This window comes from Aquamicrobium lusatiense (assembly GCF_014201615.1).
GTDB lineage: Bacteria > Pseudomonadota > Alphaproteobacteria > Rhizobiales > Rhizobiaceae > Mesorhizobium > Mesorhizobium lusatiense.
On record NZ_JACHEU010000001.1, the window covers coordinates 2,199,710 to 2,222,598 of the forward strand.

Annotated in this window: 19 protein-coding genes and 1 tRNA gene; 11 read left to right on the forward strand and 9 right to left on the reverse strand. The window is 61.1% G+C overall.

Going from position 1 to position 22,889, the window contains the following annotated elements; translation table 11 throughout:
* Positions 1 to 56: 56 nt before the first annotated feature.
* The 3 genes from HNR59_RS10505 to HNR59_RS10515 form a co-directional block, all read right to left on the reverse strand.
* The gene (locus HNR59_RS10505) at positions 57 to 389 is read right to left on the reverse strand and encodes a hypothetical protein (RefSeq protein WP_183829597.1); all 333 of its coding nucleotides are present in this window, start codon (positions 387 to 389) and stop codon (positions 57 to 59) included.
* A 210-nt stretch (positions 390 to 599) separates the two neighbouring features.
* Positions 600 to 674: transfer RNA gene (locus HNR59_RS10510), tRNA-Val, on the reverse strand.
* 122 nt (positions 675 to 796) lie between these two features.
* Complete coding sequence (locus HNR59_RS10515; protein ID WP_183829600.1) at positions 797 to 1,477, reverse strand: phosphoglycolate phosphatase; 681 nt, start codon at positions 1,475 to 1,477, stop codon at positions 797 to 799.
* 158 nt (positions 1,478 to 1,635) lie between these two features.
* Here HNR59_RS10515 and rpiA point away from each other — a divergent pair, with 158 nt between their 5' ends.
* The 3 genes from rpiA (at position 1,636) to gor (ending at position 4,425) form a co-directional block, all read left to right on the forward strand.
* The gene (gene rpiA, locus HNR59_RS10520; RefSeq protein ID WP_183829603.1) at positions 1,636 to 2,334 is read left to right on the forward strand and encodes a ribose-5-phosphate isomerase RpiA; all 699 of its coding nucleotides are present in this window, start codon (positions 1,636 to 1,638) and stop codon (positions 2,332 to 2,334) included.
* A gap of 22 nt (positions 2,335 to 2,356) precedes the next feature.
* Positions 2,357 to 2,926: a DUF2059 domain-containing protein gene (locus HNR59_RS10525; protein WP_183829605.1), complete on the forward strand. Its 570-nt coding sequence runs from the start codon at positions 2,357 to 2,359 to the stop codon at positions 2,924 to 2,926.
* A gap of 107 nt (positions 2,927 to 3,033) precedes the next feature.
* Complete coding sequence (gene gor / locus HNR59_RS10530) at positions 3,034 to 4,425, forward strand: glutathione-disulfide reductase (protein WP_183829608.1); 1,392 nt, start codon at positions 3,034 to 3,036, stop codon at positions 4,423 to 4,425.
* A gap of 19 nt (positions 4,426 to 4,444) precedes the next feature.
* On the opposite strand, the gene mgtE is transcribed toward gor, so the two are convergent.
* Both mgtE and HNR59_RS10540 read right to left on the reverse strand, forming a co-directional pair.
* On the reverse strand, positions 4,445 to 5,809 hold the full coding sequence (gene mgtE / locus HNR59_RS10535) for a magnesium transporter (RefSeq protein ID WP_183829611.1): 1,365 nt from the start codon (positions 5,807 to 5,809) through the stop codon (positions 4,445 to 4,447).
* Positions 5,810 to 6,012: 203 nt separating this feature from the next.
* Entirely contained in the window at positions 6,013 to 7,905 is a 1,893-nt protein-coding gene (locus HNR59_RS10540) for an ABC transporter ATP-binding protein/permease (protein WP_183831528.1), read from the reverse strand.
* Between the two features lie 554 nt (positions 7,906 to 8,459).
* Here HNR59_RS10540 and HNR59_RS10545 point away from each other — a divergent pair.
* Positions 8,460 to 9,836: a class II 3-deoxy-7-phosphoheptulonate synthase gene (locus tag HNR59_RS10545; protein ID WP_183829615.1), complete on the forward strand. Its 1,377-nt coding sequence runs from the start codon at positions 8,460 to 8,462 to the stop codon at positions 9,834 to 9,836.
* A gap of 83 nt (positions 9,837 to 9,919) precedes the next feature.
* Here the strand turns inward: HNR59_RS10545 and HNR59_RS10550 are convergent, their stop codons facing one another.
* Entirely contained in the window at positions 9,920 to 10,927 is a 1,008-nt protein-coding gene (locus HNR59_RS10550) for a GGDEF domain-containing protein (RefSeq protein ID WP_246374674.1), read from the reverse strand.
* A 422-nt stretch (positions 10,928 to 11,349) separates the two neighbouring features.
* Here HNR59_RS10550 and HNR59_RS10555 point away from each other — a divergent pair, with 422 nt between their 5' ends.
* The 4 genes from HNR59_RS10555 (at position 11,350) to gltX (ending at position 15,293) form a co-directional block, all read left to right on the forward strand.
* Positions 11,350 to 11,709 carry a diacylglycerol kinase gene (locus HNR59_RS10555; RefSeq protein WP_183829620.1) on the forward strand — a complete coding sequence of 120 codons (360 nt, stop codon included), beginning with the start codon at positions 11,350 to 11,352 and terminating at the stop codon, positions 11,707 to 11,709.
* A 41-nt stretch (positions 11,710 to 11,750) separates the two neighbouring features.
* Positions 11,751 to 13,433 carry an NAD+ synthase gene (locus HNR59_RS10560; protein WP_183829622.1) on the forward strand — a complete coding sequence of 561 codons (1,683 nt, stop codon included), beginning with the start codon at positions 11,751 to 11,753 and terminating at the stop codon, positions 13,431 to 13,433.
* The gene (locus tag HNR59_RS10565) at positions 13,426 to 13,836 is read left to right on the forward strand and encodes a GNAT family N-acetyltransferase (RefSeq protein WP_183829625.1); all 411 of its coding nucleotides are present in this window, start codon (positions 13,426 to 13,428) and stop codon (positions 13,834 to 13,836) included. Before HNR59_RS10560 ends, HNR59_RS10565 begins: the two co-directional genes overlap by 8 nt.
* 83 nt (positions 13,837 to 13,919) lie before the next feature.
* Positions 13,920 to 15,293: a glutamate--tRNA ligase gene (gene gltX, locus HNR59_RS10570; protein ID WP_183829628.1), complete on the forward strand. Its 1,374-nt coding sequence runs from the start codon at positions 13,920 to 13,922 to the stop codon at positions 15,291 to 15,293.
* On the opposite strand, the gene HNR59_RS10575 is transcribed toward gltX, so the two are convergent.
* Both HNR59_RS10575 and HNR59_RS10580 read right to left on the reverse strand, forming a co-directional pair.
* Positions 15,256 to 16,260 (reverse strand): DUF2865 domain-containing protein, encoded by a 1,005-nt coding sequence (locus HNR59_RS10575; RefSeq protein WP_183829631.1) that lies wholly within the window; start codon positions 16,258 to 16,260, stop codon positions 15,256 to 15,258. The two genes, gltX and HNR59_RS10575, sit on opposite strands and share 38 nt — an antisense overlap.
* 96 nt (positions 16,261 to 16,356) lie before the next feature.
* The gene (locus HNR59_RS10580) at positions 16,357 to 18,705 is read right to left on the reverse strand and encodes an NADP-dependent malic enzyme (protein WP_183829634.1); all 2,349 of its coding nucleotides are present in this window, start codon (positions 18,703 to 18,705) and stop codon (positions 16,357 to 16,359) included.
* Positions 18,706 to 18,979: 274 nt separating this feature from the next.
* On the opposite strand from HNR59_RS10580, the gene HNR59_RS10585 reads away from it, so the two are divergent.
* Entirely contained in the window at positions 18,980 to 19,801 is an 822-nt protein-coding gene (locus HNR59_RS10585; protein ID WP_183829636.1) for a UDP-2,3-diacylglucosamine diphosphatase, read from the forward strand.
* Positions 19,802 to 19,805: 4 nt separating this feature from the next.
* Here HNR59_RS10585 and dgcA read toward each other — a convergent pair whose 3' ends face one another.
* Positions 19,806 to 20,789 (reverse strand): N-acetyl-D-Glu racemase DgcA, encoded by a 984-nt coding sequence (dgcA, locus tag HNR59_RS10590; RefSeq protein ID WP_183829639.1) that lies wholly within the window; start codon positions 20,787 to 20,789, stop codon positions 19,806 to 19,808.
* A 78-nt stretch (positions 20,790 to 20,867) separates the two neighbouring features.
* Here dgcA and HNR59_RS10595 point away from each other — a divergent pair, with 78 nt between their 5' ends.
* Complete coding sequence (locus HNR59_RS10595; protein ID WP_183829642.1) at positions 20,868 to 22,055, forward strand: ABC transporter permease; 1,188 nt, start codon at positions 20,868 to 20,870, stop codon at positions 22,053 to 22,055.
* 1 nt (position 22,056) lies between these two features.
* Positions 22,057 to 22,875, forward strand: coding sequence for an ABC transporter ATP-binding protein (locus HNR59_RS10600; RefSeq protein WP_183829645.1), 819 nt, complete (start codon positions 22,057 to 22,059; stop codon positions 22,873 to 22,875).
* Positions 22,876 to 22,889: the final 14 nt, after the last annotated feature.

Sequence of the window (22,889 nt, forward strand, 5' to 3'; positions counted from 1 at the left end):
CGGTTCCCGAGACTTGTATCTGGCACCTCACCCCATCTTCCGCAAATGTTATGATTTCAGGGTGATATGCCCCGGCAGCGCCGCGCTCTTTCGCCGGTCATCTGCTCTCCCTGCTCCTGCAGGCGCCCGATCTTCCGGGTTTGCTTGTTGTGAACTGCGGCCGCGCCCTTTTTCGCGCCCGCCATCCAGAAGGGAGGTTGCCAGCTGTCCACCTTTCCCCGACGAATCGCCGTCGCCGAAATCTCTTTTGAGTTCACGCCGATTGCGTCGTCCAGTTCGGTGCAGGAGACCGACTGATAGGCGGAGGGTTTCACGGTCGTGGAACCGCAGCCGGCAAGGCTGAGCGCCAGCACGATGAATGCTGCTGAGGTCGTGTAGCGCGGTTTCATCGGCTGCGCCCCTTCATTCTTGAAGCATCGGTGCCATCGACGTCATCATGGCAGTGATACCGGCCAAATCTAAGGCACACTTACAGCGAATGCGCGGAAATCCAATGTCAGACACGCTTATTTCGTATCCGCATCAGTTGTAAGGTTTCTGTTGGATAAACGTTGTCCATTCCTGCGAGCGAATGCTGAGTATCAGCTTCGAAGAAGGAATGGTGGGCGATGTAGGGATTGAACCTACGACCCCACCCGTGTGAAGGGTGTGCTCTCCCGCTGAGCTAATCGCCCGCTCGTTGCCTTGTCGGCCAAGCGCGCCGCGATATAAGGGGCGGTATCCGTTTCTGTCAACCACCCCGGTTGCGACTGTAAGCAAACATTTTTGCGGGGGCCTATCGCGGTGCGCCGGTCCGTCAGCGCGCAGCCTCCATGAGGCGGCGCGCCATCTCCACGGTGATCTCATCGAAGTGCGAGACGATGACGGAAGGATCGAATTCGCGGACGTGACGGTCGGTGTAGCCGAAATCCACCGCGATCACCGGAATCCCGGCAGCCTTGGCTGTGTCGATATCGGTACGGGAATCGCCCACCATGATTGCGTTGCGCGGATCGCCGCCGGCTTTCAGAATGGTTTCCGTGAGATGCCGCGGATCCGGCTTGCGGAAGGGAAAGGTATCCTGCCCGCAATTGGCTGAAAAATGCCTTCTGAGACCCAGCGCCTCGATCAGAGAAAGGGAATTCGCTTCATATTTGTTCGTGCAGATCGCCAGCAGGTAACCCTCGGCTTCAAAGCGCTCGATGGTTCCGGTCACACCCGGAAAGGGCTGCGATCTGCCGGGAATATTGGCCGTGTAGTGCTCAAGGAAAACCTTCAGCAGCCTGTCCAGCTCCGAGGTCGAAAGCTCCTTGTTCTGCGCGGCGAAGGCGCGCTCGATCATCACGCGGCCACCATTGCCGACAAACTGCCGGAATGACGGTTCGGATACCGCATCAAGCCTTGCGGTTTCCAGCGTGTGGTTCAGGCTTGCCATCAGATCAGGTGCGGTATCGACCAGAGTTCCGTCGAGGTCGAAGACTATAATCGGTGCGGTCATCTGCTGTTCCTGATTTTATGTGTCAAAAGCTGGTAGCCCGCAGGTCCATGGCTTGCAAGCGCGGCTGCCGGCACGTTCGAAGACGCGCAGACAGGAAGCTTTGACCGCACCGTCAAAAGTGCTAGGAGCCGGCATCGCAAAACATGGCGGGCGTTCCAATGGACCAGAAGCAAATGAAGATCGAGGCGGCGCGTGAGGCGCTGGCCCACGTCTCGGACGGGATGAGGCTTGGTATCGGCACCGGCTCCACCGCCGAGGAATTCGTGCGCCTGCTGGCGCAGAAGGTTGCCACGGGTCTGAACGTCATCGGCGTTCCGACGTCGGAGCGGACGGCGGCACTGTGCCGGGAACTCGGCGTGCCGCTTTCGACGCTGGATGAGACGCCCGAACTCGACCTCACCATCGATGGCGCCGACGAGATTGATTCGGAGCTCAGCCTGATCAAGGGCGGCGGCGGCGCGCTCCTGCGTGAGAAGATCGTTGCTGCCGCTTCGGCGCGCATGATCGTCATTGCCGACAAATCGAAGGTGGTCGACACGCTGGGACGCTTTCCGCTTCCCATAGAAGTGAACCGTTTCGGCTTGCGTGCCACCGAACTGGCGATCGCCGCAGCGGCCGGCCGGCTTGGGCTTTCCGGCGATATAAATTTGCGGATGACGGATTCGCAGCCATTTGTTACAGACGGCGATCATTTCATCCTGGATGCATCTTTTGGCCGCATTCCGGATACAAGAGCGCTATCCGAAGCTTTGCACGCCATTCCGGGCGTGGTGGAGCACGGTCTTTTCATCGGGCTGGCGTCTGCGGCGGTTGTCGCCGGCAGCGACGGCATCGATACCATACAAGCCGTCCGGTAAAATCAGGGAGCCCTGCCAGATCATGAAATTTCAGAACCGGATTCGTCGCCTTGCCGTCGCATGCACGGCCGCAGCATTGGTGTCCTTCTCTGTGCCGGCTTTCGCGCAGGATGTTTCCGACAGCCATCTGAAGGCTGCCCGCGACGCCGTTGCCTCCATCAATGCAACGGACGCCTTCGACGCCATCCTGCCGCAGGCCGCAGCCTCGCTGCAGGCGAGCCTCATCCAGAAGAACCCGGATCTGCAGGAGCTTATCGGTACAACGGTTTCCGCCAAGGCGCTGGCCATGGCATCCCGCCGTGCCGATCTTGAGCGTGAGGCAGCCCTTGCCTATGCGAAGGTTTTTTCTGAAGACGATCTGAAGGCCATTGCCGCATTCTACACCTCGGCTGCAGGCAAGAAGCTGCTTGAAAGCGGCCCGATCGTTTCGCGTGAACTCGTTCGCGCCGCCGAAATCTGGCAGAACGGCATTGCGCGTGATCTGGCGCAGGAAGTCGGTGAAGCCTTGCAGTCGGCGGCAGGTGCGCAGGTGCAGCCGGCAGATGGCACGGAGGCTCCGGCCGAAGGGCAGGCGCCCGCCAGCGGCAACTGATTTTCCGTCTGACTGAATGTCGCATGAAGCCCGGCCTGTGCCGGGCTTTTCTTTTCTGCGGGTGCGTCCTACCTGTAAGCATCACTCCTGCCTGAAGGGTTTTTCATATGGCCGCTTACGACTACGACCTCTTCGTCATCGGTGGAGGTTCAGGCGGTGTGCGCGCCGCGCGTGTAGCTGCGGCCATGGGAAAACGTGTAGCAATCGCGGAAGAGTATCGTTTCGGCGGAACCTGTGTCATCCGTGGATGCGTGCCGAAGAAGCTTTTCGTTTATGCTTCTCAATACAGCGAGCATTTCGAGGACGCCGCCGGCTACGGCTGGAACGTTCCGCCAGCCAGCTTCGACTGGAATACGCTGCTGGCCAACAAGGACCGCGAGATCGCCCGGCTTGAAGGCATTTATCGCCGCAATGTCGAAGCCTCGGGTGCAACGATCCTTGATACGCGCGCCGAACTTGTCGATCGTCACACGGTGCGGCTGGTTGCTGATGGCCGAACTGTGAGCGCTGATCAGATTCTCATCGCGACCGGCGGCCGTCCGTCACCGCATCCGGCACTTAAGGGCCACGAGCACTGCATCACCTCCAACGAGGCATTCCATCTGGAGACGCTGCCGAAATCTGTCATGGTCGGGGGCGGGGGCTACATCGCGGTCGAGTTCGCCAACATCTTCCACGGGCTGGGCGTCGAGACCACCCTGGTCTACCGCGGAGTGAAGATCCTCAATCATTTTGATGACGACCTGCGCACCGGGCTGCAGGAAGCGATGACCGACAAGGGCATCGAGATCGTTTGTCGGGCCGTCGCGGAGGAGGTGGTGCGCCGTGACGATGGCCGCCTCGACGTGCGCCTGAGCAACGGCGAGACGCGCACTGTCGATCAGTTCATGCTGGCCATGGGCCGCTCACCCAACACGGAAGGCCTTGGGCTGGAGGCCGTCGGCATCGAGACTTCGGTGACGGGCGCGATCGTCGTCGATCCCTATTCGCGCACCAATGTCGACAACATCTGGGCGATCGGCGACGTGACCGACCGCGTGCAGCTCACCCCGGTGGCGATCCACGAAGCGATGTGCTTCGTCGAAACCGCCTTCAGGGACAATCCCACCGCGCCGGATCACGATCTCATCGCCACGGCCGTTTTCTCGCAGCCGGAAATCGGCACGGTCGGTCTGTCCGAGCATGAGGCGGCGGAAAAATATCCTGAACTGGAAGTCTATCGCGCTTCCTTCAGGCCCATGCGCAACACGCTGTCGGGCCGCAACGAGAAGATGCTGATGAAGCTGATTGTCGATGCCGTCTCGCGCAGGGTGGTCGGCGCGCACATCATGGGGCCTGATGCCGGCGAGATGGCGCAGCTGCTCGGCATTCCTCTGAAGGCCGGCGTCACCAAGGATGATTTCGACCGTACGATGGCGGTCCATCCAACCGCTGCCGAGGAGCTTGTCACCATGTACAAGCCCACCTACCGGGTGCGCAACGGCGAGCGGATCGACTGATCCGCCCGCCGGGCTCAGACTACAGGATAGTGCCGGTCAGGATGAGCGCCGCCACCGTGAAGTAGATGGCGAGCCCCGTCACATCGACCAGCGTTGCCACGAATGGCGCAGAGGCGCTGGCCGGATCGAAGCCGATGCGCTTGAGGATGAAGGGCAGCATCGAGCCGGTCAGGGAACCGAAGGTGACGATGCCCACAAGCGCCAGCCCGATGGTCAGGGCGATGAGGTGCCAGTAGGGGCCGTAGTCGTAAAGTCCCAGATACTGCCACAGAACGATGCGGATCATGCCGACGGCGCCAAGCATCGCGCCGAGCACAAGACCGCTCGGCAGTTCGCGCAGGGCAACCCGCCACCAGTCGCCGAGCGAAAGCTCGCGCAGGGCGAGCGCGCGGATGACCAGTGAGGTGGCCTGCGAGCCGGAATTGCCGCCGGAGCTCATGATGAGTGGAATGAACAGGGTCAGCACGATCGCCTTTTCGAGTTCCACCTCATAGTGCTGCATGACGCTGGCCGTCAGCATTTCGCTGAGGAAAAGCGCACACAGCCAGCCGCCGCGCTTCCCGATCATCGAAAGGAAGCCCATCTTCATGTAGGGCTCGTCCAGCGCTTCCATGCCGCCGAGGCGGTGCACGTCCTCGGTGTTTTCCTCGATCATCGTGTCCAGAACGTCGTCCACCGTGACGATGCCTAGGATCTTGTCGTCTTCGACCACCGGAACGGCCAGCAAGTCGTATTTGCGGATGAGCTGCGCCACTTGCTCGACATCCATCAGCGGCGGCACGGAAACCGGCGTGGTGTCGGCTGCGATCGAGACGATGCGGTCTTCCGGCTGGCTGGTGATCAGCTTGCGCAGGCCGAAGGCGCGCAGCAGATGGTGCGTGGCGGGGTCGACAACATAGATGGCATAGACCGTCTCGCGGGTGCGCTCCACCTGACGGATGTAGTCGAGCGTGCGCGCCACGGTCCAGTCCGGCGGAACGCTGACATATTCCGTGGTCATGATCGAGCCGGCGCTGCCTTCCGGGTAGCCGAGGATAGCCAGCAGCGAATGGCGCAGCGAAGGCGCCATGGCATGCAGCAGCTCCGATCTGGCCGGCTCCGAAAGTTCGCGCAGCACGTCGGCGGCGCGGTCGGCGGACATTTCCGCAAGCAGCCTGCCGGCAAGCGGCCGGGGCAGGGCGGCGATCAGCTCCGATGCGTCTTCAAGCTCGGGCTGGTCGAAGATTTCGACCGCGCGCTCGAACGGAACTGTCGAAAGCAGCTCGGCCGCCAGATCGCGCGGCTCATTGTTCAGCGCTTCGACCATATCCGCGACATGGTCGTTGGCGAGAACCCGGGCGATTGCGATGGCGTCGCCGCTCATGGCGGGCGAAAAATTGTTCATTTGGCTCACTCCTTGCCGTCGGCCGGAGGCGAGCCCGAAAGGGTCACATCAGACAGACGGCGATTTTATTCGACTGTAACTGTCGCCAGACATGGCGGGGTTGACCTTTCCGATCGCAGGTTTGGTTGAGGGCTGCGAGTGGCCGCAACATAGGAAAGTAAAAGGGCAAGTCAACCGGCAATGAGGCAGGAAATCTGGTCCGGTCAACTTTGGCTGCTGGTTCTCAGGCGACGACGCGGAATGTGCAGCCAGCCGTCGGCCGCCTGTGGTGGCCGGTTGAGAATTTCGGTGAGTTCGGGCGGCAGGCTGGGGATCATCGGCTCCTTGGTCGCCACGCCGTCGGCAATGGTGAGAACGCTGTGATAAAACTCTTCACCGGAAGCCGACCGCGGCGGAGCCTGTTCGTGCATGACGCTGATGACGGTCACGCCGGGGCAATTGTCCCGGATGGCCTGATGGAAGGCAATCTTGCTTTCCGGATCCAGCGCGCCCGTCGCCTCATCGAGGAACAGCAGGCCGGGCTTGTGCAGGATGATGCGGGCAACCACCAGCTTCTGCTTCTGACCGCCCGACAGCAACTGGTCCCAGCTTTTGCCCGCGCGGGTTTCGTCGGCCAGATGTTCGATGAATTCGCCGAGCCCCGCCTTGTGAAGCGCTGCTGCCACTGTTGCGTCATTGTGGTTTTCAGCCCCCTGCGGCAGGCAGACAAGCTCCTTGAGAGTGACGGGCAGCAGTTTGACTTCCTGCGCGGCATAAAAACTCGTCACCCCTTCCGGGAATGCGATCGTGCCGCCGCCGTAAGGCCACAGACCGTTGAGGGCCTTGATCAGCGATGTTTTTCCGCAGCCGGATTCGCCTTTGAGGAAAGTCCATTCGCCACGCCTGAAGCCAAGCCTGTCGCAGACAAGGAAAGGTTCGCTGCCATGGCCGTGATGGCTGAGGCGCAGATTGTGGATGGCAAGCCCGAACACAGGGTTCTGGGTCATATAGCGGAATTCGCAGTCGCCGGTGAGGCGATAGAAATTCACCGGCTCCTGCACGCTCTCGATGGCCTGAGCGAGATCGATGACACGACGGCTGTTGGCGCGCAGGGTCGCGATCGCCGGCATGACATGGATGAACCACGAACACTGGCTGATCAGGGAGTTCACCAGTTCCGCGCCGGTGATGTAGCCTTTGAGGTCTATGCGGTTGTGAATGAAAGGCAGCAGGCCCGGTCCATAGGCTACGACGCGGGCGCCGACGAAATTATAGATGCGTTCGAAGGAACCGTAGCCGGCATTGATCCAGTTCAGCCGCCCCCAGGTGCGGTCGATCTCGGTGTAGAGGCGCTCATGCATGGTCTTCTGCACCGCTTCGCCGTGGGCGGATGCCACATGGAAGCTGCGCCGCAGCAGGGTGGAAAGCTCGCCGCGGTAGCTGCCTTCGGCCTTCTGCATGCGGATCGACAAGCGCTCCAGAAGGCCGCCCAGCCGGACCGCGATCCATGTGTTGACCGGCACATAGGCGGCAACCGCGACCAGCGCGAAGACAAGGCCGCCATATTCACCCAGAAATTCAAAGCCGCGCACCTCAGTAGAGGTTTCAAGTAGCTTCTGGCCGACGAAGAAAACCGAGCTCGCCACCGCGATGACGCCCATGGCAAGCCCGATGGCGCCACCGGTCATGCCCTTGATCGATTCCTGTATGCGCTGGTCGATATTGTCGGGCGCGGTATCGGCTCCGTGCTGGGCGTGGAAATGCGTGTGGTTGGCATCCAGCAGCGCGTCGTTGAACCTGGAGTTGAGCCAGGCGCGCCAGCGGCGATGCAGCGTGGCCGACACGAAGCTCTTGGTGCCGGTGATGCCCGCATCCTTGAACACAACCAGAGCGACGAGGAAGGCCGCATTGCTCAGAAGACTGGCCAGCGGCGCCTCGTTTGTGGGGCTGTGAAAATAGGCGATGGAATTGACCAACTCGCCCGAAGCCACGGCGAACCATACGCCGACCTTGCTGGAAAATGCGGTCAGGAACGCGACAACGAGGGTAAGGCCCCAGGCTTCTCTCCATCTGTCGGAGAACCAGTAGGCACGCATCAGCCCCCAGAACGACTGCATCGCGGAAACAGGCGTGCGGGAAGCCGGCGTCTTGCCGTCGCCTCTGCTGCCTCCCCACTGTGCTGTGCCGAACCTGAACACGATACCGATCGAACCTCTCGAATTCTGTTACAGAGAGTAACACTGCTTGATCAGATTCAATGAGTAATGTGTCGTGAACAGCAAAGCTGTGGCGTGAAGTGACATCAGCGCCACAGCACGCAAAACGCGAGAGAGCTAATTTGAATTCGAAAAAATCGATTTAAATCAGTTGGCTATGGTTTTTCCCTGAGACTCTTGCGTGGTTTACGTTTGGTAAATAGATCGCGAGTGCCCGCTGCGACCGGGAGGCTGCACACCACGCATTTCTGTCGGCCTGATGGCCGGGAATCCTTTGAGCCGGCGAATCAGCGACGCGCTTGTGTTCAGGAATGAATGCGCGTGGGGAGGTCTGGCGGACGCAGGGTAAATTGCAGGCTGGCACTAAAGTGCCGCTTCATGTATGGAGCGACGTTTCCTATACTATATATGGGAGTAATGGGGCGAGACCCCGGAAATTAAGAGTGGTTGAGACAATGACGAAGTGGTCCCCGAATTCTTGGAGAGCAATGCCGATCCAGCAGGTTCCGGCTTATCCGGACGTCGACGCCCTGCGGGCTGTCGAGGCCCAGCTCGCCAGCTTTCCGCCACTCGTTTTTGCGGGCGAGGCGCGAAAGCTCAAGAAGCAGCTTGCCAGCGTGGCTGCCGGCGAAGCCTTCCTGCTTCAGGGCGGCGACTGCGCCGAAAGCTTCGTGGAACATGGCGCGGACAACATCCGCGACTTCTTCCGCGTTTTCCTCCAGATGTCGGTCGTCCTGACTTTTGCTGCCTCACAGCCGGTGGTTAAGGTCGGCCGCGTTGCCGGCCAGTTCGCCAAGCCGCGCTCGTCCGATAACGAGACCAAGGGTGAAGTGACGTTGCCGAGCTACCGCGGCGACATCATCAACGGCATCGATTTCGACGCCGCGTCCCGCGTACCCGATCCGCGCCGTCAGGTCATGGCTTACCGCCAGTCGGCGGCGACGCTCAATCTTCTGCGCGCCTTCGCGCAGGGCGGATATGCCAGCCTTGAGAACGTCCACCGCTGGATGCTGGGCTTCGTGTCCGACAGCCCACAGGGCGAGAAGTATGAATCGCTCGCGCATCGCATCACCGAGACGATGGACTTCATGAAGGCCGTCGGCATTACCTCGGAAACCAACCATGCTCTGCGCGAGACCGATTTCTATACCAGCCATGAGGCGCTGCTTCTTGGCTACGAGGAAGCGCTGACGCGCGTCGATTCCACATCCGGCGACTGGTATGCCACTTCCGGTCACATGATCTGGATCGGCGACCGTACCCGTCAGGCGGATCACGCTCACATCGAATATTGCCGGGGCATCAAAAACCCGCTCGGCCTGAAGTGCGGCCCGAGCATCACTCCTGACAATCTGCTTGAGCTGATCGACAAGCTGAACCCGGAAAACGAACCCGGCCGCCTTACGCTGATCGCGCGCTTCGGCTCGGACAAGGTGGAAGAGCATCTGCCGAAGCTGGTGCGGGCGGTGAAGGCCGAGGGTCGTTCGGTGGTCTGGTCGTGCGATCCGATGCATGGCAACACCATCACTGCGGCCGGCTACAAGACGCGTCCCTTCGACCGCATCCTCAAGGAGGTCCAGACCTTCTTCGACGTGCATCGCGCCGAAGGCACTCATCCGGGCGGCATCCATGTGGAAATGACCGGCAAGAACGTGACGGAATGCACGGGCGGTGCGCGTGCGATCACCGCCGAGGAGCTTCAGGATCGCTACCACACCCATTGCGATCCGCGCCTCAACGCCGATCAGGCGATCGAGCTTGCTTTCCTGGTATCCGATCTTCTGCGTGACAACCGCCCTGCGGAACAGCAGAAGCAGGCCGCATCAGCCTGATCATTCTTGCAGAACAGGAAAAAGGCGCTCCCGGTGAGCGCCTTTTTTATGCCTGCGGCTGCGCATGAAGCGCGAGGGGATCATCAATCCTTCCGGTAAAGCAGCCATTTGTTGGTGCTTTCGGTGCCGATGTCGGAATGGCGTGTCACGCGATTTCTGCCCGCGACTTTCGAGCGATAGAGCGCCCTGTCTGCCTTGATATACAATTCATCCGAGGTCGCGGCTTCGGCTGCCATGCAGATGCCCATCGAAACCGTCACCGGGCCGTAGCTCACCCCCGTCACAGGATCGGTGAACCGGGTCTGCTCCACCAGCCTGCGCAGGCGTTCGGCGATCTCGGTGGTGTGGTCCTCGCTCGTTCCCTCGACGATGATGGCGAATTCCTCTCCGCCAGTACGGGCGACGAACACGCCGCGACGCACGCTGCTCTGGAATATGTCTGCGATGGAGCGGATGATGCGGTCACCTACCGGGTGGCCGAAACGGTCGTTGATCTTCTTGAAATCGTCGATGTCGGCAAGGATCAGCGCGTTGAACAGTATGTCCTTTTTAGAACTGTAGATACGCGCGATTTCCGTGTCGAATGCACGACGGTTGAGGATTTGCGTGAGCGGATCGGTTTCGGCGAGGCGTTTGTATTCCTCAAGCTTGCACTTCACAGCTTCCAGCTCGTCGGATTTTTCGCTGAGCGTGCTTTCCATCTGCCTGCCACGGTCAATGGTGGAGGTCGTGGCCACCGCCACGGCACCGACGATCTTCTGCAACAGTTCCCGCGAAATGGCCGATCTGTTGGCAAGGCCGTCGGATGTTTCGCTCAGGATGCGGCCGTATTTTTCGACCTGCGTGCGTTCGCTGCGCAGAAGCGTGGCGACGTCTTCCAGTTCCCGCGCAAGAACTTCGCGTGCCTGCTCCACGAAACCCTGGCCATAGTGATGCGCGCAAAAGCGCTTGCCCACTTCATCCAGTTGCTGCTGCGTGGGGCGATTGCCGAGCGCCACCACGGCCAGCCCCAGGGCAGGGTTGGCGCCGCTGAGCGCTTCATAAAAGATTTCATAGTTGCGCGGCAGTCCAATAACACCCAGACGGCGCATCGTTGCCACCACAGCTCCGGCCAGATCTTTCTGGGGTCTTTCCTGATGCGTTGCTGCGGCCTGCATAAAGATGACTCGTTTGTCCGTTGTTCCGGCGCGCCTGTCAGGCATGCGCCCAATCGGGAGCCTTGATATGCATCAGACAAATGGCGCTGTCCCATGCCCCCAATGCACACCGCGCACTGAAATTCTTAGTCGGTGTGCGCTAAATCTTTATTAAAAACCTACAACCTGATGTCATGAATATGAAGATTTTCAACTTCAGGGATATGGGGCCGCATGGTTCAGGCATTCTGCTCTGCTGAGTGCGCTTGCCCATTTCGGGAGGGTGAGGGATAAGCGCATCCGGTTCACGGAACGGTCACATTCTTCCCGTTCTTCGCCTGCGATCAGCAGGACGCCCGGCAGGAGGCAAAGACGACATGAAGCGGCTCATGGATGCATTCTTCAACTCGGTGCGGGCTTTCCGCCGTCTGGCCGGGAGCGAACCTGCCTTCCAGCAGGAGCTGATCCTGTTGCTGATCGCCATTCCGGTGGGCTGGCTCGTCTCGTCATCGTGGAAGGGCTATGCGCTCCTGATCGCCGCGGTTCTCTTCCTGATCCTCGTCGAGGTGCTCAATACCGGCATCGAGGCTGCATGCGATGCCGTCAGCCGGGAATTCAACATCGACATACAGCTCGCCAAGGATTGCGGATCGCTGGCGGTGCTGATCGCTATTCTTCTGTCCGGCGGTGTCTGGGTGGTCGCCATCTTCGAGCGGCTGTTCGGATCGCCGGTCTAGGGGCAGTTTCCTTCTGCGCAGACTCCCGCTAAACCGGCATCATGAGCAAGAAGACATCGCCCGATATTCTCCGCATCGCCATTGCCCAGCTCAACCCCACTGTCGGGGATGTTGCGGCCAATCTTGCCAGAGCGCGGCAGGCGCGGGCCGACGCGGCCAGCCAGGGCGCCGATCTCGTCCTGTTCACTGAACTGTTCATATCCGGCTATCCGCCGGAGGATCTGATCCTGAAGCCCGCTTTCCTCAGGGCCTGCGAGCGGGCCGCCGAAGAGATCGCGGCGGAAACGGCCGATGGTGGTCCGGGCATCATCATCGGCGTTCCCCTGAAGCGCAGCAGCGGAACCCACAATGCCGTGATCGTCGCCGATGGTGGCAAGATCATTGCCGAGCGCTTCAAGGTCGATCTGCCGAACTATGGCGAATTCGATGAAAAGCGCGTCTTTCAGGCGGGGCCGGACATGCCGGGCCCGGTGAATTTCCGGAGCATTCGTCTTGGGATTCCGATCTGCGAGGACATCTGGGGCGATTTCGGCGTGTGCGAGACGCTGGCCGAAAGCGGCGCGGAGCTGCTGGTCGTGCCGAACGGATCGCCCTACTATCGCGGCAAGGTCGACATTCGCCATCAGATCGTCATCCGGCAGGTGATCGAAAGCGGCCTGCCGCTGATCTACGCCAATCAGGTTGGCGGGCAGGACGAGCTGGTGTTCGATGGCGCGTCCTTCGCCATCGGGGCCGACAAGTCGCTTGTCTTCCAGATGAGCCAGTTCGAGGAAACGCTCGCCGTCACCACCTGGAAAAGGCAGGGCGACCACTGGGCCTGCGATCAGGGGCCCATGTCGCGGATTCCTGAGAAGGAAGAGGCGGATTACCGTGCCTGCATGCTTGGCCTCCGCGACTATGTGAACAAGAACGGCTTCAAAAATGTCGTTCTCGGCCTGTCGGGCGGTATCGATTCAGCCATCTGCGCTGCGCTCGCCGTGGATGCGCTGGGCGAGGAGCGTGTGCGCTGCGTGATGATGCCTTACCGGTATACCTCGAAGGAATCGCTGAAAGATGCCGAGGATTGCGCACGTGCTCTCGGCTGCCGCTATGACATCGTGCCGATTGCCGAGCCCGTCGAAGGCTTCCAGAACGCGCTGGCGCAGCTTTTCGAGGGCACGCAGGCGGGTATCACCGAAGAAAACCTGCAAAGCCGCGCCCGCGGCACCCTGCTGATGGCGATCTCAAACAAGTTCGGCTCCATGGTCGTCACTACCGGCAACAAGAGCGAGATGTCGGTCGGCTACGCCACCCTTTATGGCGACATGAATGGCGGCTTCAATCCGATCAAGGACCTCTACAAGCTGCAGGTCTATGCCATTTCGCGATGGCGCAACAATGAAGTGCCGCCGGGTGCCCTGGGGCCTTCCGGCGAGGTTATCCCAGTCAACATCATCGAGAAGGTTCCGACCGCCGAATTGCGCGAGAACCAGACCGATCAGGATTCGCTGCCACCCTATGAGGTTCTCGACGATATTCTGGAATGTCTGGTCGAAAACGAGATGGGCGTTGATGACATCGTCGCGCGCGGACATGACCGCGAGACGGTGATGCGCGTAGAAAACCTGCTCTACATTGCCGAATACAAGCGCCGCCAGGCGGCTCCGGGCGTCAAGATCACGAAGAAGAACTTTGGCCGCGACCGCCGCTACCCGATCACCAACAGGTTCCGCGACCGTGGCTGACAGGCCCGAAGTCGAGATTTCCTATGATCTTGAGCGGATCGACTTCGAGCGCACGTCGGAACTGATCAGAGCCTCCTACTGGGGCGAAAAGCGCACTGATGCGATCAACCGCAGGGCTTTCGACCACTCGGCCTGCGCGGCGGCTTTCATCGATGGACAGCAGGTCGGTTTCGCCCGCGCGATGACGGACTATGCCTGCTTTGCCTATCTCTGTGACGTGATCGTCTGGCCGGACAAGCGTGGGGCGGGTATCGGCAAGAAGCTTGTGCAGGCCATGCTTGACCATCCCGACCTCGCCGGCATTCCGGCTTTCAGTCTGCGCACCAGCGACGCGCATTCGTTCTATGAGGCTTTCGGCTTCGAAGTCTCGAGAGATGGCATGTATATGCGCTTCGTGCGCTGAGGCATTGTTACGCCAACGAAATGCCACAGCACACTGCCAATGGCTGTGTTGCCAATTTCCACCCCATCCGGTAGGCCACAACGATGACCATAACCGTCCGCTTCGCACCTTCGCCCACGGGCCGAATCCATATCGGCAATACCCGTACGGCCCTGTTCAACTGGCTGTTCGCGCAAAAGCACAATGGCCGCTTCATCCAGCGTTTCGACGACACCGATGTGGAGCGGTCGCGCAAGGAATATGCGGACTCCATCCTCTATGATCTTCACTGGCTGGGAATTTTCCCCGACAGCATCGAATATCAGTCGAAGCGTTTCGACGTTTACGATCAGGCAGTGGAGAAGCTGAAGGCGGCCGGAGTTCTGTATCCCTGCTATGAAACGCCGGAGGAATTGGATCTGCGCCGCAAGATCAGGCGCACGCGCGGTTTGCCGCCGGTCTATGGCCGCGAAGCGCTGGCCCTGACACAGGATGAGATCACAGAGTTCGAGGCGGATGGGCGCAGGCCGCACTGGCGTTTCCTGCTGCCCAATTTCGCCAGCGACCCCGCTGAAACGCAGCGCACCGAAGTGCACTGGAATGATCTGGTGCGGGGCGAGGAAACCGTCGATCTGGCATCGCTGTCCGATCCGGTTCTGGTGCGCGAGGACGGGACCTATCTCTACACCCTGCCGTCGGTCGTCGACGACATCGACATGGGTGTCACCCATGTCATTCGTGGTGACGATCATGTCACCAATACCGGCGTGCAGATTGCGCTGTTCAGGGCGCTGGGAGCCGAACCGCCGGTGTTCGGCCATCACAATCTGCTCACCACATCGTCGGGCGAGGGGCTTTCCAAGCGCAGCGGCGCGCTCTCGGTCGAGAGCCTGCGTGAGGCGGGCGTCGAGCCGATGGCGATTGCTTCACTGGCGGTTTTGATCGGCACCTCCGAAAATGTTCAGGCGATCGACTCTTTGGCGGAACTGGCCACGCATTTCGATCCCGCATCGACCTCGAAATCGGCCGCCAAATTCGACCCGGACGAGCTGTTCGTTCTGAACCGCGCGCTGCTGCATCGCATGCCTTTTGAAGAGGTGCGCGACCGGCTCGTTCTGTTCGGCATCGCCGATGAGCGGGCGGAGGCCTTCTGGAATGCCGTTCGCGGCAATCTCGACAAGATCGCAGATGCCCGCGACTGGTGGCGCATCGTCAACGAGGGGCCGCTGGAAGCGCAACAGTTCGATGCGGAGACGCTGGAGTTTCTGCGGTCAGGATTCGCACTCCTGCCCGAAGAGCCGTGGGGCGATACCGTCTGGAAACAGTGGACGGGGGCGATCCGCAAGGAAACCGGGCGAAAGGGCAAGGAGCTCTTCGCGCCGCTGCGGCTGGCGCTGACCGGGCGTTCATCCGGCCCGGAACTGGCGGAGCTTCTGCCGATTATCGGTCGGGAAGGAACGTTGGCCCGACGACCCTGATCTTGCGGTCGTCGTCAGCTTCCCGCTCCACCGTTTCGACAGGTTTTTCCGCGGTCTCGTTCTGACCGCCACTTTTGCGCGGTGCTTCCATGGCTGAAACGGAGGAGCCCGGTTTCGTCGATATGCGGACAGGGGGCGGGACGGCTTCACCGGCAAAGGAAGTGGCCTGCGCCGCCATGTTGCCGCCACAGCTGCAACCCGGCTCCGTCGGAACGTCCAGTCGCCGGAAGAACAGCGCGCGGGGCAGGTCGGCATAGCGCTTTCCGGTCACCGCCGAGATCATGGCGGTCGTGTCCTCGCCCTTGCTCTGGCTGTAGAACATCTCGACTCGCGTGCCGGGGCAGGCCGCCTCGCAGCGGTTCTGGTCCCGCTGGAAGTCGGCCGGGCTCGTGGATTTCGACATCGGGAAGAAATAGCCGTCGCAGGTGCGCACGCATTGCGTCCGGTAGGGCCGGTTTGCCGGATAATAGATGGACGAGGAGCCGGTGCCGCGGATGACAACCCCCGCATTGGCGCCCGCGTCGGTGTCATTTTGGGCGAGGGGAGACGCATTGCGGACCGCCGCGTTGGCAGGCGCCTTCCTGGCACGGCATCCGTTTGCGTCCAACGCCGCCAGTATGCGCTTGCGGTCGGTTCGTCCAACGCCCTTGCCCATCCCCGCGCGCGTGTTCTGCAGGCTTTGCAGATTTTGCGTCATGCGTTTGATGGTTTCGTTCAGCTCGCCGCACTGTGACCCTTTGCGGGCGAAGATGGAAAAGCTGCACCCCGAGGCGCTGGCACGCTGGCGCGCCCTGGCGATCTGGTCGCGTTGCCTGGCTATCGCGTCGTCGTACTTTTTTGCCTGGCCCACTTTCCTCGGCACGGAGGCGCGGGCAAGTTCGGCCTCCAGCTGGCGGCAGGAAGGGGCCGAATTGGCGGGCGTCACGCCGCAAAGCACCAGCGTTCCCACCAGTGCAAAAGCCGACATGATGCCTAAGCCAATATTGCGAACCGGGCCCGCCACTCCAACCTCGCCATGAATTGCGCGGGCAGAGTAGCGGTTGCCGGTTAATTCCGCCTTTCGCTATTCCGAGGCGGCGGCGAGCAGCGCATCCATGTCGACGGAGGCCTGCGACCTTTGCGTGGCCTCGACGACGGCAAGCGCCGTCATGTTGACCACGCCGCGCGACGTGACAGACGGCGTGAGGATATGCGCCGGCATGGCGGCACCCAGCAGGATCGGCCCGACATGCAGGGCATCCATCATCTGCTTGACGGTCGCCATCGCGATGTTGGCGGCGTCCAGGTTAGGGAAGACCAGCAGGTTGGCTTCGCCCTTGAGGCGCGAATGCGGATAGACGCGCTGGCGCAGTATTGGCGACAGGGCGGAGTCCGCGTTCATCTCGCCGTCGCATTCGAGGTCGGGAGCGATCTCGCGGATAATCTCGGCTGCGCGCCGCATTTTCTCGGCGCTCGGCGTATCGCGCGAGCCGAAATCCGAGTGCGACAGGAGCGCTGCTTTCGGCTCGATGCCGAAACGCCGGATTTCCTCTGCTGCCAGAACCGTCATTTCGGCGATTTCCTCGGCGGATGGGTCCACCGTCACGAATGTATCCGTGAAGAAGAGGGGCCCGCGCTGGGTGATCAGCATCGACAGCGTCGACAGATCGCGGTCGCGTATGCCCGGACGCGGGCCGATGATGAGCGACACGTTGCGCAGATGCTTTCCGAAACGGCCTTCAAGACCGCACAGCATGGCGTCGCCATCGCCGCGCTGCAGGGCGAGTGCCGCGATCACCGTGTTGTCGGTGCGCACCATGGTGCGCGCGGCTTCCTGCGTCACGCCGCGCCGGCCGGCGATGTCGATCAACAGGTCGACATAGTGGCGATAACGAGGATCGTCTTCAGGGTTGATCAGTTCGAAATCCTCGCCGGGGCGGATGCGCAGCCCGTAGCGACGCAGCCGCACATCGATGACATGCGGTCTGCCGATCAGGATCGGCTTTGCGATTCCTTCCTCGATCACCACCTGGGTCGCGCGCAGAACGCGCTCGTCCTCGCCATCGGCGTAGACGATGCGGTTCTTCGCCGATGACCGCGCGGCGGTGAACACCGGCTTCATGACGAGACCCGAACGGAACACGAATCGGTTGAGCTTGTCGATATAGGCGGGAAAATCGGTGATCGGACGGGTGGCCACACCCGTTTCACCGGCAGCTCTGGCCACTGCCGGAGCAATGCGCAGGATAAGGCGCGGGTCGAAAGGCGACGGAATGAGAAAGTCTGGCCCGAACATCGGCGTTTCCCCCGAATAGGCGCGCGCGGCGACATCGGAAGGTTCCTCGCGGGCAAGGCCGGCTATGGCGCGCACGGCAGCCATCTTCATGTCCTCATTGATCGCCCTGGCGCCGCAATCGAGGGCGCCACGGAAGATGTAAGGAAAACACAATACGTTGTTGACCTGATTGGGATAATCGGAACGGCCAGTGCAAATCATGGCATCCGGGCGGGCATCGCGGGCAACCTCCGGCATGATTTCCGGCGAGGGGTTGGCCAGCGCCAGCACAAGAGGCTTCTCAGCCATCATCTTGAGCAGGTCGGGTGTCAGGACGCCTGCTGCGGAGAGGCCGAGAAACACGTCGGCACCACGGATGACGTCGCCCAGCTTACGGGCCTTGGTGTCCTTGACGTAGGGGTCCTTCCAGCGGTCCATTTCCTCGGTGCGGCCCTTGTAGGCGACGCCGAAACGGTCCGTGACCCAGATGTTCTCGATTTTCGCGCCGAGCGAAACCAAAAGGTTGAGGCAGGCAAGCGCAGCCGCGCCCGCGCCCGAGGTCACGATCTTGACGTCCTCGATCTTCTTTTCGGCGATTTCCAGCCCATTGAGGATCGCGGCAGCAACGATGATCGCCGTTCCATGCTGGTCGTCATGGAAAACCGGAATGTTCATGCGCGCCTTGAGCTGCTCTTCGACCTCGAAGCATTCAGGTGCCTTGATATCTTCAAGATTGATGCCGCCGAAGGTCGGCTCCAGCGCGGAGATCGTGCTCACCATCTGGTCGATTTCCGGCGCATCGATCTCGATGTCGAATACGTCGATGCCTGCGAATTTCTTGAAAAGAACCGCCTTGCCTTCCATGACCGGCTTGGAGGCAAGCGGGCCGATATTGCCGAGACCGAGAACAGCGGTTCCGTTGGAGACCACACCTACGAGATTCGCGCGGGTGGTGTAGAGGGCTGCCGATTCGGGGTCTTCCTGAATTTCAAGGCAGGGCGCCGCAACGCCCGGCGAATAGGCGAGCGCCAGATCGCGCTGATTCCCCAGAGCCTTTGTCGCCTGTATCTCAAGCTTTCCCGGCACCGGATACTGGTGGAAGAACAGCGCTGCCTCCTCGATGTCGGAGCGTGTTCTCTTGCCGTTGCCGTTATCCATCAAAGCGGACCCCCTGAATCAATCCGCGCAGGAAACGAAACCGGTTCCGCGATCGGATCTGCATGAAAATAAAGAGTTGGAGCGGTGCAGCGATGCCTGGAAAAGCGGCAACGCTCCGGAAGCGTACAATGGTCTTTTAGCACGCACCGTGGCAATTGCGAGGCAAGGCTGATTTTGGATTTTATTCTTGCGAATGAAGACCGTTTGTGAATGAGCGTCACATGTTTGTTGCATGAATCAAGGCATAGCGGTGCCACGAAAGGTGGGATTGCCAATGCCGGGTCAGCAGCCTCGTCGTTTCCGCACGATTTTCATTTCGGACCTTCATCTTGGCTCGAAAGCCGCGAAGGCCGAGTTTCTGATTGACTTTCTGCGTCATCACGATGCGGACAACATCTATCTGGTCGGCGATATCGTCGATGGCTGGCGGCTGCGCCGCAGCTGGCACTGGCCGCAGGCGCACAATGATGTGGTGCAGAAGATCCTGCGCAAGGCGCGCAAGGGTGCCAGCATCACCTACATAGCCGGCAATCATGACGAGTTCGCGCGGCAGTTCCAGGGCGTGCATTTCGGCGGCATCGTCGTGGCCGACAGCGTCATCCATGAAGCCGCCGACGGCAGGCGCTATCTCGTCATTCATGGCGACCAGTTCGACACCGTCGTGCACAACGCGCGCTGGCTCGCCTATCTCGGCGACCATGCCTATGACGCTGCCATGCTGGCAAACCGGGCGATCGCGCGGCTGCGGCATATGATGGGCCTCGAATACTGGTCCTTTTCATCCTGGGCCAAGCTTCGGGTCAAGAAGGCTGTGAATTTTATCGGTTCTTTCCAGAAGGTGCTTGCCGACGAAGCAAAGCGCTGCGGGGTTGAAGGGGTGATTTGCGGCCACATCCACCATGCGGTTATCGAAAAGACCAGCGACGTCGAATACATCAACACCGGCGACTGGGTTGAGAGCTGTACGGCGGTTGTCGAGCATTTCGATGGCCAGATGGAAATCCTGCGCTGGTCGCATGTGCAGATCGAAGCACCGCCATCGGGCGATGTGCTGGTGCCGATCCGCATCGATGCCCGCCTGACGGAAGCCGCCTGAAGATTCAGCCCCAGAGCCCGGGCTCAGGCGGGAAGACCACCGACCCCTCATAGAGAAGGTTCGGATTACGGTCGCGGGCAAGCAGCAGCGGCCCGTCGAGATCGACGAAATCCGCGCCCTGCGCCAGAAGCACGGCCGGTGCCATGGCAAGCGATGTGCCGACCATGCAGCCGACCATGACCTTCATGCCGAGCGCGCGGGCCCGGTCGCGCAGCAGAAGCGCTGCCGTCAGCCCGCCCGCCTTGTCGAGCTTGATGTTGACCGCATCGTAGAGCCCGGCAAGCGCATCGAGATCGGCGGCCTGATGCACGCTTTCATCGGCGCAGATCGCAACCGGATGAGCTATCCGCCGCAGGATTTCATCCCTGCCCGCCGGCAGGGGCTGCTCGACCAGCGCGACGCCCAGTTCGGCCGCAGCCGTAAGGTTGCGCTCCACGTTCTCGTCGGTCCAGCCTTCATTGGCGTCGATGATGAGCCTGCTTTGCGGGGCTGCCTCACGCACCGCACGGATGCGGGCAATGTCGTCTCCGCCTCCGCCGATCTTGACCTTGAGCAGCGGGCGCGCGGCGTTGAGGCTTGCCTGCCTTGCCATCTCATCCGGGGCGGCAAGGGAGAGCGTGTATGCGGTTTCAAGCGGCCCCGCATCCGGCGCGATCAGGCTGCGCACGGGTTTTCCCGAAGCCTTGGCCTCCAGATCCCACAGCGCGCAATCCACGGCATTGCGGGCCGCACCCGCTGGCATCGAATCGAGCAGCGACTGGCGGTCGAGGCCGGCAGAGATTCTCTCCGCCATCGCTTCTATCGCCGCGCGTACCCCTTCGACGCTTTCCCCATAGCGGCCATAGGGCACGCATTCGCCGCGTCCGCTATTGGTCCCGTCGCGCAGGATGCACGTCACGACTTCCGCTTCGGTCTTGGAACCCCGCGAGATGGTGAAGCTTCCCGCGATCGGGAATTTTTCGACCTCGACGGAAATGACACGCGCCATATCTTTCTTTCTCCGGTTCGCCATGTGGCGGCCATCTGCCGTTCGACAGGCCGGCCACGTCAGGTTAAACAGGACACCATGTTGACCATCGGCAAACGCGGCGCAAGCGCAGCAAAATCAGGAGATGACACGCAAACCCCGCGCGTGCATCTGAGCGAGCGCGACGGCGGCCTTGTCTGCGCGCTTTCCGGCGTCTGGACCACGCTGACCGTGGCCCATGTCGATGCACAGATGCGCGATGTCGCCAAACGCGCAGCCGGGGGGGCGCTGACCGTCGATCTTTCCGGCATTGACAAGCTGGACACCGCGGGCGCCTGGCTGATCGATCGTCTGGTGGTGGCCTGCGAATCGCGCGGCGGCCCGGTTCGCGTGGAGGGCCAGAGCGATGTCGCCGGCATCCTGCTCGGAGCCGTGGGCGAAATATCGCGTCGGCAGACGGAAACGGCGGCCGAGCCATCGGTCAACATCATCATCCGGTTTCTGGAACTGGTGGGGCGCGGCGTGTATTCCATGCGCGACGACTTCATCGCCGGAATGAACATTCTTGGCGCCACGATCCGTGGCGCGCAGATGAAGCTCGGGCGCGGTCATGCCGTCAATCCGGCCGCCATCTTCAACCAGATCGACCGCATGGGTGTCGGGGCGATCCCGGTCGTGTTTCTCATGTCGGGGATCGTCGGCGCCATCGTCGCCCAGCAGGGCGCGTATCAGCTGAGCTATTTCGGAGCAGACATATTCGTCGTCGATCTGGTCGGCGTGCTGGTGTTGCGCGAGCTTGGCGTGCTGCTGACCGCGATCATGATCGCCGGCCGCTCCGGCAGCGCCATCACAGCCGAGATCGGATCCATGAAGATGCGGGAGGAAGTTGATGCCCTCAAGGTCATCGGCCTCAATCCCATCGGGGTTCTGGTGTTTCCCCGTCTGGTGGCATTGGTGATTGCCTTGCCCTGCCTGACCATTCTCGCGAATTTCGCCGCCCTTGGCGGCGGCATCGTCGCGGCCTGGCTTTATTCGGACATTCCGCCGGCCGCCTTTATCGACCGGTTGCGGGTGGCTATCGATGTCAGCACCATCGCTGCGGGTTTGATCAAGGCGCCCTTCATGGCCATCATCATCGGCACCATCGCCTCGGTCGAGGGCATGAAGGTCGGCGGCAGCGCGGAATCGCTCGGAAAGCAGGTTACGACCTCGGTCGTGAAGGCGATTTTCGTGGTCATCGTGCTCGACGGACTTTTCGCCATGTTCTACGCGGCGATCGATTTCTGAGATGGCAGGCGTGAGCGAACATTCTATCGCAGAACCGGACGCGGACGGGCAGGGCGACGTGGTCCTGTCGGCTACCGATGTGACGGTGGCGTTCGGAACCAAGACAGTTTTGCAGAACCTGTCGCTTGAGGTGAGGCGGGGCGAAATTCTGGGCTTTGTCGGCGCTTCCGGCTCCGGCAAATCGGTGCTTTTGCGCACTGTGCTCGGGCTCACGCCCAAGCGCTCCGGCACGATCCGCCTTTTCGGCGAGGACGTGGATAAGATGAGCGATGCCGAAAGAGTTCGGATCGATATGCGGCTTGGCGTGTTGTTCCAGCATGGGGCTTTGTTTTCGGCCCTGACGGTGCTGGAAAACGTGCAGGTTCCCATGCGTGAATATCTCGATCTGCCGGCAAGGCTCATGGATGAACTGGCCATGCTCAAGATCGAGCTGGTGGGCCTCCCGCCGGATGCAGCCTATAAATTTCCCTCGGAGCTGTCGGGCGGCATGATCAAGCGCGCCGCGCTGGCGCGCGCACTGGCGCTCGATCCCGATATCGTTTTTCTCGATGAGCCGACCTCGGGGCTGGACCCGATCGGCGCGGCCGAGTTCGACGAGCTAGTCATAAAGCTGCGCGATACGATGGGACTGACCGTCTATATGGTCACCCACGATCTCGATTCGCTGTTTACCGCCTGTGATCGCATCGCAGTCCTCGGCCAGAAAAGGGTGATCGTCGAAGGTACGATAGAAGAGATGCTCAAGAGCGAAGAACCGTGGGTAAAGTCCTATTTCCGCGGAAAACGCGCCCGTCAGCTTGATCTCTCGGCCCGTACATAGCGATAAGTGGTGTA